12 protein-coding genes are annotated in these 14,220 nt (G+C 38.8%); 6 read left to right on the top strand and 6 right to left on the bottom strand.

All coding sequences use genetic code 11. The annotated features are described in order from the left end of the window. Positions 1–71: 71 nt before the first annotated feature. Entirely contained in the window at positions 72–1,133 is a 1,062-nt protein-coding gene (locus tag OQ279_RS00060; RefSeq protein WP_266067709.1) for an AI-2E family transporter, read from the top strand. 16 nt (positions 1,134–1,149) lie between these two features. Here the strand turns inward: OQ279_RS00060 and OQ279_RS00055 are convergent, their stop codons facing one another. The 5 genes from OQ279_RS00055 to OQ279_RS00035 form a co-directional block, all read right to left on the bottom strand. Then, on the bottom strand, positions 1,150–2,451 hold the full coding sequence (locus OQ279_RS00055; RefSeq protein ID WP_266067708.1) for a dicarboxylate/amino acid:cation symporter: 1,302 nt from the start codon (positions 2,449–2,451) through the stop codon (positions 1,150–1,152). Between the two features lie 30 nt (positions 2,452–2,481). Then, on the bottom strand, positions 2,482–3,438 hold the full coding sequence (locus OQ279_RS00050; RefSeq protein ID WP_266067707.1) for a calcium/sodium antiporter: 957 nt from the start codon (positions 3,436–3,438) through the stop codon (positions 2,482–2,484). A gap of 82 nt (positions 3,439–3,520) precedes the next feature. Next, positions 3,521–4,024 carry a hypothetical protein gene (locus OQ279_RS00045; protein WP_266067706.1) on the bottom strand — a complete coding sequence of 168 codons (504 nt, stop codon included), beginning with the start codon at positions 4,022–4,024 and terminating at the stop codon, positions 3,521–3,523. Positions 4,025–4,125: 101 nt separating this feature from the next. After that, positions 4,126–4,494 carry a hypothetical protein gene (locus tag OQ279_RS00040; RefSeq protein WP_266067705.1) on the bottom strand — a complete coding sequence of 123 codons (369 nt, stop codon included), beginning with the start codon at positions 4,492–4,494 and terminating at the stop codon, positions 4,126–4,128. Positions 4,495–4,955: 461 nt separating this feature from the next. Next, entirely contained in the window at positions 4,956–7,046 is a 2,091-nt protein-coding gene (locus tag OQ279_RS00035; RefSeq protein WP_266067704.1) for a helix-turn-helix domain-containing protein, read from the bottom strand. A gap of 239 nt (positions 7,047–7,285) precedes the next feature. On the opposite strand from OQ279_RS00035, the gene OQ279_RS00030 reads away from it, so the two are divergent. The 5 genes from OQ279_RS00030 (at position 7,286) to OQ279_RS00010 (ending at position 12,978) form a co-directional block, all read left to right on the top strand. After that, complete coding sequence (locus OQ279_RS00030) at positions 7,286–7,858, top strand: ankyrin repeat domain-containing protein (RefSeq protein WP_266067703.1); 573 nt, start codon at positions 7,286–7,288, stop codon at positions 7,856–7,858. Between the two features lie 22 nt (positions 7,859–7,880). Beyond that, positions 7,881–9,008, top strand: a complete 1,128-nt coding sequence (locus OQ279_RS00025) for an acyltransferase family protein (RefSeq protein WP_266067702.1) — start codon at positions 7,881–7,883, stop codon at positions 9,006–9,008. Positions 9,009–9,358: 350 nt separating this feature from the next. Further along, positions 9,359–10,384, top strand: a complete 1,026-nt coding sequence (locus tag OQ279_RS00020; RefSeq protein WP_266067701.1) for a serine hydrolase domain-containing protein — start codon at positions 9,359–9,361, stop codon at positions 10,382–10,384. Positions 10,385–10,556: 172 nt separating this feature from the next. Beyond that, positions 10,557–11,441 carry an NAD(P)-dependent alcohol dehydrogenase gene (locus tag OQ279_RS00015; RefSeq protein WP_266067700.1) on the top strand — a complete coding sequence of 295 codons (885 nt, stop codon included), beginning with the start codon at positions 10,557–10,559 and terminating at the stop codon, positions 11,439–11,441. 103 nt (positions 11,442–11,544) lie between these two features. Then, on the top strand, positions 11,545–12,978 hold the full coding sequence (locus OQ279_RS00010; RefSeq protein ID WP_266067699.1) for an amidohydrolase family protein: 1,434 nt from the start codon (positions 11,545–11,547) through the stop codon (positions 12,976–12,978). A 471-nt stretch (positions 12,979–13,449) separates the two neighbouring features. Here the strand turns inward: OQ279_RS00010 and OQ279_RS00005 are convergent. Next, positions 13,450–14,220 (bottom strand): PorP/SprF family type IX secretion system membrane protein (locus tag OQ279_RS00005; protein ID WP_266067698.1); only part of this gene is annotated, 771 nt, incomplete at its 5' end.

Here is a 14,220-nt window from a genome sequence, read left to right as displayed (position 1 = left end):
TGGGAGCGGATGCTAAAAGAGGGATAGATTTTCAAGAAAAACGAAAAGGAGCAGACTAAAAATTAGATTTTATGAGTAGAGGGTTTAGGATTGGGATGAAAGTATTTATGCTCGTGTTAGGGCTCTACTTCTTTTTTTTGGGACTGGCAGCTGCGAAGGGTTTTCTGGCTCCTCTTATTCTTGCTTTGGTGCTGGCATTAGTGGTACTTCCTGCCACCCGGAAATTGGAACAAATAATTCACCATAGAGGAGTTTCTTCTATGCTTGGTACCCTGCTTATCTTCATTTTTTCGCTGGGTTTTTTAGTTCTCTGTTCTATGCAGGTACAGGGTTTTTTTAATGAGTGGCCCGTAATAAAGCAGGCAATGGCGCCCGAGATTGAAAGTTTTAAGAGCTTCCTGTTTGAGCATACTCCCCTTAATAAGACTTCTCTTCAGGATTATTATTCAGCCGGCTCTTTACCATTTTTTGAAGACCAGATGGTAGAAGCGGCTAAAGCGCTGTCTTTTTTAAGGTCTTCCCTCAACTTTATGGGAACTTACCTCATTACCTTTATTTATATGTTCTTTCTTCTTTATTACCGGAGGCATTTTATTGAGTTTATACTTTTATACTTTGAAGGGCAAAAGAGAATAAAGGCCAGAAAGATATTGGAGTCTTCTGCAAGAAGGGTCCAGGATTACCTTATAGGCAGGTTGATATTGATGGCTATCCTGGCGGTGTTGTACTCTGTGGGCCTCGGATTGTCGGGTGTGCATAACTACCTGCTGGTAGGTGTTATTGCTTCAGTGCTCACTCTCATTCCGTGGGTTGGCAATATAATAGGTTTTGCCATGGCTATGGTTTTTGGATATCTTACTTCGGGAAATATTGACGTACTCTGGGGAATCGTGGTTACCTTTACGGTTTCTCAATTCCTGGAAAGTTACGTGCTCCAGCCTTATGTGGTTGGGGATAAAGTTGGGCTGCACCCATTCTTTGTTATTGTGTTTGTTATTCTTGGAGGAGCAATCTGGGGCCTGGTAGGAATGGTGCTGGCTATTCCCGTAATGGCTATGGTCACAGTCATTTTTAATCATGTAGGCATCTTAAAACCCCTGGGCTTTTTGTTCAGTAAGCAGCAGCAAGACTGAATCCCCGGCAAATAATCTAAGGGTTAAATTTTGGTACAACTTTGATAGACTCAACGGGTTTAGTAATAGATTGTGCGACGACACAGGAAACAGCCGCATCTCCCGAAACGTTCACCACTGTTCTGCACATATCGAGTGGGCGGTCTACTCCAAAGATGAGGGCAAGTCCGGCTTCGGGGATTCCCGCCTGTGCGAGTACTATCACCAACATCACCATTCCGGCACCCGGAACAGCAGCCGATCCTATGGAGGCGAGGGTGGCAGTTGCAATTATTCCCAGCTGTGTAGCCAGGGAAAGGTCAAGACCAAAGGCCTGGGCGATAAAAACTGCCGCCACCGCCTGGTAAAGGCTGGTACCATCCATATTTATTGTGGCGCCTACAGGAAGCACAAAACTTGCTACTTCCTTTGGCACTCCCAGATAATCTATCACCCTTTCCATAGTAACCGGAAGTGTGGCTGCGCTTGAACTGGTAGAAAATGCCAGAAGCTGAGCAGGGGCAATTCCCCTGTAAAAAGCTAAAGGAGATCTTTTGGTAAACAGGTAGACTATGAGTCCATACACGCCCACCATAAGTATGAGGCCCAAAACTACCGTTAGAGCGTACATTCCCAGTGCGGCAAAAAGGTCGGTACTGGGAGAATCTATAATCAATGCTGCCAGCAGTGCAAATACTCCGTATGGTGCCGCGAGCATGATAATATCGATCATCTTTAAAATGACCTCATTAAATCCATCGAAAAAATCCTTGACAGGTTTTGCCGCTTCTGTGGGAATAAGGATAAGGCCAACACCAATAAAAAGTGCAAAAAAGATCACCTGCAGCATGTTTCGGTTATCGGCGGCGGCAGCCATAAAATTTTCAGGAACTATATCTACCAATCCCTGCAAAGGCCCTGTTTCCTGCTGTGCAAAAGCCTTATTAATGTTTGAGGTGGCTTCAGTTTCATAGCTGGACAAAAGATCTGTTCTTGTTTCCGAAGAAATTGAAGCCCCAGGTTTGATAAGATTGACCAGTAACAGGCCAATACTTACTGCGGTGACAGTGGTTAGAATAAAAGTAAAGACCGTGCGAAAGCCCATTTTTGAGAGGTTAGTGAGATCTTTAAGATCAGATACTCCCTTGATCAAAGAGGCGAGGATAAGCGGTACGGCAATAAGTTTAAGTGCGTTAATGAAGATGTTTCCAAAAGGTTTTATCCAATCCCGCACAAAAGAAGGCCCCCAGTTGAACTGTGATAAAACCAGGCCGGCAATAACGCCCAGGCTCATCCCAATAAGGATCTTCCAGTGCATTGGCATTTTCTTTTTCTTCATATTCAATAATTAATTTTTAGTGCTAAAGATCTACAGCTCGTTAAGTACCAGGTAAGTAGTGTAGGCGAGGTACAACAGCAGCAAAACCCCGGCTTCCCATCTTTCGAGTTTTCTTTTACCGCCCAGGAACATGAACAGGAACAGCAGAATAGTACCGCCAAACAGCAGGTAAAGATCTGTGTTGAAAACTATATCGTACCCAATAGGTTTAACCAGGGCACTTAAGCCTAAAATGAAGAAAATATTAAAGATGTTTGAACCCACGATGTTCCCTACAGCTATATCATTATTCTTTTTAAAGGCTGCAATTACTGAAGTGGCGAGTTCGGGTAAAGAAGTTCCGGCAGCAACTATGGTGATCCCGATTATCTTTTCACTCACTCCCAGGCTTGAGGCGATATCCATGGCATTTTCTACTACAAGTCTTCCTCCAATAATAAGCCCCGCAAGTCCAAGAGCAATAAAACCAAAGATCCTGGTATTGGAGATCTCTTTTACCGCTGCAGGTGAAGTTGAAGGTACATCCTTTAACTGGGTATATACATAGTAAAGGAAGGCCAGAAAGAACAGGATGAGGATAAAAGCATCGCCTCTTCCTAAAATTCCTTCAGTATCCAAAAAGAAGTTATTGACCAGGAAATAAAGGACGACTGCAGCCAAAAGCGAAATTGGGATCTCTTTCCAAACTGTGGTCTGTTGTACCAGCAATGGGGAAATGAGTCCTGCTACCCCAAGTATAAAAAAGAGGTTGAAGTTGTTGCTTCCTATCACATTGCCAAACACAATATCATCATGACCCTGATACGCTGCAACCACGTTCACCACAAGTTCGGGTGCCGAGGTGCCAAAAGCAACAATGGTGAGGCCTACGGCAAGATCAGAAACATTTTTTTTGCGGGCAAAGGCAGAAGAGTTTTCCACAAGCCAGTCGGCGCCTTTGATCAGTAACAGAAGTCCGGCAATCAATAATAAAAACTGTAGTATCATTAATATTTAAAATTAAGTTAGCTCCTAAAAGTTAGCAAAAAGAGAAGAGAACCTTCTCAAAAGTTCTCTTCTCCTGAATGCGTTATGCAGCAGAATTAATTGTTGGACGAAAGACGACGATCGAATTAATGATTGCATTCCATTTCTCCGCATTTTTTAGTTCATAGTCCTGCGCGTAACTTTCTTCACAGTCGTAGAGGCCTAAAATCTGTTCACAGCCATTATGAAATTGTAATCTCAGTTCAAGCTTTTGTAGGATATCTTCTGTCCGTTGGTCGACTTTTACGGTCTGCACATGTTTAAGAACTTCAGATTTTGTGACTTCCCTGAGATTTATAATTTCTGCCAATATTCCTGATTTCCTTTTTTGAACGAACAGGATTTTAGCACTTTTTCTATCCAGCCCCATGATGTTGTTATTCCATAGAGTTTTTTCGTCGAAGCTTAACTGATGTCTTTTCGCCTCTTCGGAAAATTTATCCTTTAGTTTTTTTACTTCCTTTCTTCCAATCAATATAAATAGGAGGTAAGGGACAAAAATTGCTGCCACAAGGGCAAGATCTACAATGATGATATCTAGTTTCATTTTCTTTATTTTTTAAAATTCAGGTATTGATTTAGAGTGTCTGCCGGTTGGTAACACTGTAAAGGTGGAAGGTTTCCTTCCGTAAAACTGAAGCTTAAATTTTAAAGAAAAACATGGAAAGGAAAAATGACCTTTTTGAGACCCAGTCCCGGAAAAATATAGCGGGAGCGTTTAATATAACTTAGGGAGGTTACAGTGTGATTGTGAATGCGGGCATCAAAATCTTCAGCAACTCCAAACCCTACAATTACAAAAACCGGGTTCTTATGGTTTGGCAGGATTGACTCAAAAAGATCGTCTACCTGTTCTTCAAAAGAGTCTTCTAAAACTTCCTGCGGAATGTTTTTTTCCTCCGGAATAAGATCTTCCCAATTGGCAGAAAAAAGGCTGTTACTACTACTTAAAAGCAGCAGGAGCAGGAAAATCCTATGGTTGACGATAAACAGGGTTTTGATCATTTTCACGATCAAATGTACTATTTAGTTCTGTTAAAAAAACATCAGATAAATAAAATATAACGACAGATGAAGAGGATTTCATATTTCTGTAAAGAGAGGGTGAAATGACCTGTTCAGAAGGAAAGAAGAATATAAGTTATTCCGGATTGTAATTGTAGATCTGGAGATAGTGTGAAAACAAAAAACCACAACAGCTTTATAATGAGCTTATTGGGATTTTATTTAGTGACCTCGATATAAAGCTCCTGGCCACTTGATTATTACTCCGGAAGGCAAGTACTTTTCATTTGCTGATGAAGGACTCTTATAAGAACCGAATATTAAAAAAGCCGGATCATTTCCGGCTTTTTCTGTGTAGTAAATTTTTGACGGCTCCAGATGGTCATACCCTTGAGTTATAATAGAATAAATTTACTCCGTTCACTGCTGTAGAGATTTCAGGATGAATTTCATTATATTTTCTATACTGGGAATTATAATAACCCCCCACTTTCAAGAGCTAAACTCATTCTTTCATGTTCCCTCCAAAACCTCCTTTTGATCTTTGCCACGGTTATTTTAAACTCCGGATTATTTTTTAAGTTCTTAAATAAGGGATCCTGTTCGATCATGAGAAACCAATAGGGATAATTGTCAGTACCCGAAAATATTTTAAGCTGCTCTATTGCCTCTTCCTTTTTCCCTTCATAAGCAAATTTCACAGCAAGATTTGCATTTCTGTAAACCGACTGATCCTTTTCACAATATTCTGAAAAGGATTTAAAATATTTTTTTGCTTCTTCTTTTTGCCCCACCTTCTCATATACCATTGCGATTTTAGCATCTTCCTGCTTATAAATATCCAGTCCTCTCTTTTCTCTACCCTCAACAAATTTTTGAAAATAATAATAAGCACTATCATAATCTTCTTTCAAATAAAACATTTTGGCTAGATCCTGTAAAATATCCAGACGGGTGGTATCTTTTTTCCATTCCCTGTTCAAGAGTTTTTGAGTGCGGTTCACATTTCCGTCTTTAGCAAAAAGTATAAATGCCTTTAAGTGAGGTGCATAATAATTTGTTGGGTTGTAATCAAGGGACATATTTGTATATTTTAAGGCTTCATCTATGAATCCGCTTGAAACAAGAGCATTACTAAGCTGCACATACGCATAGCTTTTAGTGACGGAATCATTACCCATCGCGTCTATCTGAGTGCCCCTTAAGGCATATTGCAGGTATTTCTCAGTATTTGGAGTTAACCGAAAATAGAAGTCAGCAAGCATCTGGATGGCAAGGGAGGAATTTGGGTTATACTCCAATGCTTTTTCAAGATATGGAAGTGCTAGGGTATATTCCCCGGTTTGAATGTAATAAAAGGCTTTTGCCGTTAGACTCTCAGCCGATTTAGAATCATACAGCAAAGCTTTGTCGGAGTAACTATTGATTTCTTCGGTATACTGTTTCTCGGTTTGAAACATTTCGAGCAGGTAGTAAGATATTGCAACATTAGCATAAGCAAGGGCAAACTCCTGATCTTCATCTATAGCCTTTTTAAAAAGATCAATTGCTTCTTCAAGACCTTCCCTCGTCCTGGATAAAAAAGGATCCAGCCCCTGAAGGTAATAATCATATGCCAGCATGTTTTCTGTAGGCTGCTTTTGGATCTGCCTGAGTTCGGCCGGGGTAACAATTGCTTTAACAGATTTGGCAATTTTGGTCGCTACTTCGTTTTGAATGGCAAATATATCTACAACTTCACGGTTATATTGCTCTGCCCAAAGATGTTTGTCCCCGGAAGCATCAATGAGCTGAATATTTAGTAAAACCTGATCGCCAACTTTTTGCCCGCTTCCTTCAACCAGATAGCTCACATTAAGTTCCTGGGCTATTTCGGGAATTGTCTTGACACTGTTCCTGTATTTTTCAACAGAAGATCTACTAAGTACCCGCAGGTTTTTGATCTTTTGCAGATTGTTCAATGTAGATTCCATCAGCCCGTTAACAAAGTACAGGTTTGAAGAATCACTGCTCTCATTCTTGAATGGCAAAACTGCAATAGATTTTTCTGGCTGCAAGTTCAGCTCTTGCTCCAGGGGCCGGTCATAAAAAATCAGGAAGGAAATAGCTGCAACAACTAAAGCTGAAATTGCAAGTATCAGAATGGGGTTGGAAAATAACCGGGACTTTCTGGCTGAAGTTTCGAAAGCTTCCTCCACTTGTTCTTCGGGTTTCGGTGTTCCCGCTTCTTGTTTTCCTGCTTCTCCGGGTGGATAGCCATATTGTTCCCTAAAACACTTGATAAAATATGAGGAACTGCCAAAACCAACTTTATACGAAATCTCCGAAACCGTCAGGGAGGTGTCCTTCAGCATATCCATAGCCATTTCTAGCCGTACCTTACGAATGAACTGACTTGCAGATAAATTTGTAGCCGACTTTATTTTTCTTAGCAAATTAGAGCGGCTTATATGTAATTCTTCCGCCAGTTCAGAGACTCCAAAACGCTCGTTAGAAACATTCTTTACGATTATTTCGGTTGCCTTGTCAAGAAAATCTACTCTGTCTGTTTTATTAGCTGACATTGCATTAAATAACAGGGTTAAATTAATGAAAAAATATCTAACCTTCTTTTCGCTTTATTTCTTCACAAGGGTACACCTTAAACCCGAATTGCCTCATAATTTATACTTCTGCCTCATAATTTATATCTCTCTTTTAAAACTTTATGCATTTAGCCTCATCACTGGTATATCTTCCAAGAGGTATGTAAGCATCTTTGTGCCAAACAAAATTTAATAATCAAAATCTAAAATTTTAAATTATGAAAGCAATTAAAGTAAATGTGGTAAGAAGTTTATTGAGTCTGGTAATGATAATGGTTCTATTCCCTGCCTGTAGCCAAAACAAGAAGAAGGATACTCAACAATTTGTAGTTGAGAAACCGCAAATGGATATTCATGCCGCAGTTATGTCTAATAGCATTGAAGTGGTTAGGCAACATATTGAAAGTGGAACCGATATCAATACAAAAGATAAGTTTAGCGGTTCCACTCCATTAAACACTGCGGCGGCATTTGGGAAAACCAGAATTGCCAGGGAGCTTATCGATGCTGGTGCCGATCTTTCATTAAAGAACAACGACGGTTCTACTCCCCTGCACACCGCTGCCTTCTTTGGCCGTGTGGAAATTGTACAACTGTTAATAGATGCCCACGCAGATAAGACGTTGCTGAATAATTTTGGAGCCACTCCCAGAGAAACCGTGTCGGGACCATTTTCAGAAATTGAACCTGTTTATGAAATGATACAACAACAGATGGCCCCTTTAGGCCTGCAATTGAACATGGAACAAATTCAAAAAAATCGCCCTGTTATTGCCATGATGTTACAGTAATTACGCTTTAATCTAAAGAAAAATGAAAACACAAAGAAGGTACGATATAGACTGGTTGCGGGTGATTGCGATAGGACTGCTTTTAATCTATCATATTGCGATTGTTTTTCAGCCCTGGGCAATGTTCATTGGTTTTATAAGAAGTGATGAATTGATGGAAAGCTTATGGAAGCCCATGAGTATGCTTAACATATGGCGTATTCCGTTATTGTTTTATGTTTCTGGTATGGGAGTGTATTTTGCAGTGCAGAAACGCAACTGGAAAGAACTTTTACTGGAGCGGAGTAAACGAATTCTTTTACCCTATATTTTTGGAGTTATTGCTATTGTTCCATTGCATTTTCTCATTTTTCAGAAGTACTATCATCTTCCTCTGGGATACTATGCCCATCAGGGTCATTTATGGTTTCTTGCCAATATTTTCGTTTATATACTCATTTTTTTTCCGTTGTTTTTTTATCTGAAGAAAATAAGGGACAGCAGGTTTGTAAGAAAAATTTCTTCCTGGATGAGGTATCCGGCAGGGCCACTTTCCGTAACCATATTTTTTGCGCTGGAAGTTCTTTTAGTAAAGCCACAGGTATTTGAAATGTACGCGGAGACCTGGCACGGCTTCTTTCTTGGAATGATTGCCTTCTTTTTTGGTTTCTTTTTCGTATTCATTGGAGAAACCTTCTGGCAAACCGTGCTTAAGTGGAAATGGCTATATCTGGGTCTTGCCCTCACTCTTTGCTTAGGCCGTTTTACTCTATTCAATTTAGTGCCCCCAGCCTATTTATTGACCCTGGAATCTAATTGCTGGATCTTTGCCATTTTTGGGCTTGGATTTAAATATCTCAACAAGCCCGGTCACACATTAACATACCTTAGCCGGGCAGCTTATCCCGTTTATATCATTCACATGTTCGTGTTGTATGCGGCTTCAATGATCATCCTGCCGTTTGATATCCCGGTCTTCCTGAAATTTGTCACCATAGTCGCATTTACAGGAATAGGCTGCTTTGTTATTTACGAATTTGGGATTAGAAGGATTTATTTTCTTAGTCCGTTTTTTGGACTTAAATGGAAATCTAAAGCGGGCAGGAATTTAGGAATTGATAAAAAAATTAAAAAGAAAGAAATTTTAGAAATCCCGGTAAGGAACTCATAAAGAAGACTAAGTAATGGAATATCAACAAAGTGAAATAACAAAAAAATGGGGTTATAATGTCATATTTTATGTAATGCTGCTCATTGTTACGACCGGCTCTACGTTGCTTGGTCTTGGGAAATTATTTGAAAAAAAACCTGGTCTGGGACACTAATTGGATTGGGAGTAGGAATGATAGTTACGGCGACCATATTACTTAAATTTATAGGCTGTTAATAGAAAGAAGAATTAAGCATTGAGAAACAAAAAATCATTGAAGATTCAGTGTGCGGAAACCCTGTTTCTAATCAATCAAAAAAAAATGATTTACCGTTAAACAGGATATTATGAAATCACAAAAATTAAAAAACATGTTTAGAATATTATTAATTATTGCAAGTATCTCCTCATTATACTTTGTCCCATGGATAGTAATTAAGGCTTGGATTATGCCATTGCCCGATACAGTTCAGGAACAGGTTGATGATGCAATTGGATACGGGTTTGACGGCATGATCGTCTATGTAGATCAAAATGGAGAAAAACCTGCCTATTATGCTGCAGGCTACAAAAACAGGGAAAACAAAATTCCTGCCGATCCTCAGTCACTGTTCAAAATTGCCAGTGTAAGTAAATTATATACTGCTGTGGCTATTGCAAAATTAGCTAACAATGGAAGTCTGGCTTTGGACAATACTCTTGCTGATTATTTTCCTGAACTTGTGGGAAGGGTAGAGAATGCCGATAAAATTACCGTGCGAATGATGGTGCAGCATCGAAGTGGTATTCCCAATTATACCGACACCAAGAATTACTGGGTTCATCCAAAAAAAAGTGAAAATGAACAGTTGGCTTTAGTTCTTGATCAACCCGCAGACTTTGAGCCGGGGAAAAATTATAAATACAGTAATACAAATTATTTACTCCTGAGTAAACTTATAGAAAAAGTAACAGGTGAGAACCAGTTTCAGTATATCCACGAGGTGATTTTAGATCCTCTTGACCTCAAAAATACTTATGGATCTATCGAAGATGTAAATTTGGATGATGTCATGAGTGGGTACTATGTGGGCTACGAATATGATTTAAAAGCAGACAATAATGATGCAATGCTTGCTACAGCAGAGGATTTGGGAAAGTTTATTAGAGCTTTAAATGATAGCTCTGTATTTAAGAATAAAAGAGAGCAGGAAATTTATTCTTCAATCTATGAATATGAACATACAGGCCTTATCCCTGGATATCAAACAATTGCTAAATATCATAAAGACATAGACACAGTTGTTATTCAATTTACGAATACCACCAATTTTGACGGATATAACTGGAATTTATCAGAGATTTTTTATAGCCGAATTGTAAAAATTCTAAGAAAGAAGGTAAAACATCCAAAATAAAACAACCCAATAAAGAGAATCAATTTTGAATTCTTGATCCTTTGTTTTCTTTGATCTTAAACAGCAACTCATGAGTGATAAAAAAATGAAAGCAATAGTAGCAACAGGATATGGCTCCCCCGATGTCTTTCAATTTCAGGAAGTCAAAACCCCGAAGCCTAAAAAGGATGAAGTGCTGATTAAAATTATAAATTCATCAGCTACAACTGCTGACACTTTGATGCGCCAGGGGAAACCCAGTTTCGCCAGGTTGTTTTTGGGATTAAGAAAGCCAAAAAACTCCATTCCTGGTACAGGCTTTAGTGGAACAGTGGAGCAGGTCGGTTTAAAAGTAACAAAGTTTTGTCAGGGAGACCGCGTGTTTGGGGAAACTACTTTGGGGTTTGGGGCTAATGCAGAATATCTTACAATTTCTGAAAATGCTGTGATATTAAAAATGCCTGTTTCATTAGATTTTACTGAAGCAGCGTGTTTTTGTGACGGTCATTTAACCTCCTTTAATTTCCTAGTAGAGCTTGCAAAGCTGAAACCTGGCCAAAAAGTTTTAATAAACGGAGCTTCAGGAGCACTCGGCACTTCAGCAGTTCAATTTGCATACCAGAAAAATTGTCATGTTACAGCCGTTTGCAGTGCTAAAAATTTCACTTTGGTCAAGTCTCTAGGAGCAGAAAAACTGATCGATTACAACCATGAAGATTTCACTAACAGTAATAAAACATATGATATAATATTTGATACAGTAGGGAAGTCTTCTTTTAGAAAGTGCAGAAAGATCCTTTCTGAAAAAGGAGTTTACATCTCGCCGGTGTTGAGAATATTTCTTTTACTCAACATGATGAGGACAACTTTATCTTCTAAGAAGGCTATCTTTCAGGCAACAGGAACCAAAAGCAATGATAAACTTCGGGATTTATTAAGTGAAATTCTAAAAGTTTACAATGCTGGAAAACTTCAAACAATAATTGACAAACAGTTTCCTTTAGAAGAATTATCAGAAGCCCATCGCTTTATTGAAAAAGGGCATAAAACAGGCAATGTTGTTATTTCAAACACCTAATAAAATTAGAGTGAAAAATATCGTAAAATAACCCATAGATCTACAGCCAAATTTATTATGGCTTAAATTGTAATAAAGTATTTTCTGACGTAATTATTTAAGAATGAAATTCTTTAAAAAAACTTTGGTTTCGCTTCTCACGATTATTGCCCTTTGTGTTGTTATCCTTTTATCGGCCATTATAATAGATAACAGGAATATTTCATACCTGAAAATTAACAATAATCCAGGTACTGAATTTAATAGTTACCTCATTAAAAATGTTAACGTTATTCCTATGACGGCCGATACTATACTAACTAATAAGGACGTAAAAATAATCGACGGGAAGATTGCAAAAATCGGGGTGAATTTAAAAGATCCCAGCCTTGACTATATTGACGGAAAGGATAAATTTCTAATGCCCGGGCTAACCGACATGCATGTGCATGTGTGGGACAGATATGAGCTGGGACTTTATCTTTCAAAAGGCGTTACAACTGTCCGAAATCTCTGGGGGCAGCCCATGCACCTTCGATTGAAAAAGGACATTTTAGAAAATAAAATTCTTGCTCCAAATTTCTACACTTCTGGCCCCAAATTGACAGGCCCTGAATATGTAGGCGATGACAACCTCCAAATTTTTACTCCGGAAGAAGGTCGGGAAATGGTAGTTGCTTGTAAAGCTAAAGGATATGATTTTATTAAAATATACAATGGACTAACACCAGAAATATTTGATGCAATTATTGACGAGAGCAGGAGACAAAACATCGATATAGTGGCTCATCCCAGCGAAAAATTACCTTATGCATCCCATTTTACAAACCCTGTTAAGACCATTGAACATGCTGAAGATATTGTGCAACAACCCTTAAAATATAAATTAGATACCGTGAAACTTCAAGAGGTAGTAAATTTGTACGCCTCAAATTCAAATTCAGCATTATGTCCTACATTGGCTGTATATCGTAATATTTATCATTTGCTCGGGGAAAAGGATATTATGTCCAGTAATGAACTGGATTATATGAATCCTTTGATAAGAATGGTAGATAGTAAAGCCCAATATGACAGGTGGAGTGCTGAAAAACTCAAGAATCCAGGAATATCTGAAGCAATTGAAGCTCAGCATAATTTCCATCTTTTGGCAATTAGGAAGTTAGCTGAAGTAGGGGTGACCATTGTCTGCGGAACAGATGCAGGTATTGGAATTACCTTACCTGGTTTTTCTATTCATCAAGAATTGGAATTGTACAAATTGGCTGGCCTAAGCAATTATGATGTTTTAAGGACTGCTACAGTAAATCCTTCTAAAACACATGCATTCTTGAAAAATACAGGGAGTATAGAAATAGGAAAAGAAGCTAATCTAATCCTGTTAGATGATAATCCCTTTGTTAACCTTAATTCATTGCAAAATATACGCATGCTTTTTATCAAAGGAAGAAAAATTGAGAAAAGAACACTGGATAATTTTGAAGACAAAGCGAAAAACCGTAATAATAAGATTGTTTCAGGCTTACGCTATGCTGAATTCCTATTAAAAAAATATTAGCTGTTGTTTACTGCCGTCATAAAATTTGAATGGCGCTGGTAATGGATGATAATTAATTTTTTTGGTTGTTTATTATCTTAAAATTTTAGTGGATTTGACTCTCACAATTAAAATACAGATGAAGAACTTCCTAAAATATTAATTCTTATATCTGAAAATTAGCATCTGTTTTTTACGTTATTTTCATTTAGGGAAAATGTATTGTCTTAGCTAAACTTTTTTTCGATGCTTAATATTAGTGAAATCCCTATTTCAAACTTAACGCGTCCAAAGAGGAATTTAACCTTTCTCATAGAGCAATATCATCACTGATTTTTCTATCTAAAATTTTTGCATAGTGCTGAGTGATCTGGAAGTTTTTTGCTTCAGCCTTAAAGAACAAAAATCTGCCGGGTATTTCTACCACAGCAGATTCTTATTTATTATTTCTGAAATAAATCCTGAAGCTTAATCAAGATCAGAAACTATCTACTAATCCTTCAGTGTAAACCTCACAAACAGCTCATGGGTGCCGTTGCTTGCATTTTGTAATTCCGAACGCAGGGAAGATTCATAGGCGTAACCAAAATCAAACCAGTCGATCACCTTGATCAAAGCAAGGCCGCTAATGGCCTCATCGGTCCTGTAAGCTGCTCCAATCTCAAAGTTGTTATGAATATTCATAAGGGCTGTAAAATCTACCGAAACCGGGGCGCCATGCACATATCGCAGCATGACAGAAGGTTTTAATTCCAACGTGCTGTTCAGCCTGAAGTCATATCCTCCACTTAAATACATGTGCACCCTGTCTGCCGCCGTAGTTACTATGCCTTCCTCTTCTCGTGCCCGCTTGGTCTCGAGGATCTTTGGGGCCGATAGAGAAATATAGTATTTCTCATGCTTTAAATAAGCACCCACCCCCACGTTAGGGTTGAACCGGCTAAGGCCCACCAGCGACGGATCCAGGTCGTAATTCCAGGTCTCAAGCTCGGAGGTATTTACATTGTAAAAATTTCCACCCGCTTTTAACCCAAGAAAAAGGTCAAGTTGCTCGTTCATGGGAAGCCTATAGGAAAAATCGGCAGTCACAAAGGTTTGCTGCTCCACAAAAGTGCGGTCATTTTCTACCGAAAGTCCCACTCCCACATTTTTCCCGGCATAGGTGCCAAAGGAAAAAGCCTGGGCTTCGGGGGCATTTTTCACACCACTCCACTGACTCCTGAAAATACCTGCAAAAGTGGTATGCCCATCGGCCCCGGCGTA

This window comes from Salinimicrobium profundisediminis (genome assembly GCF_026241755.1).
GTDB lineage: Bacteria > Bacteroidota > Bacteroidia > Flavobacteriales > Flavobacteriaceae > Salinimicrobium > Salinimicrobium profundisediminis.
Note: the sequence above shows the minus strand (reverse complement) of the source record. Positions and strands in the feature narration are given on the sequence as shown.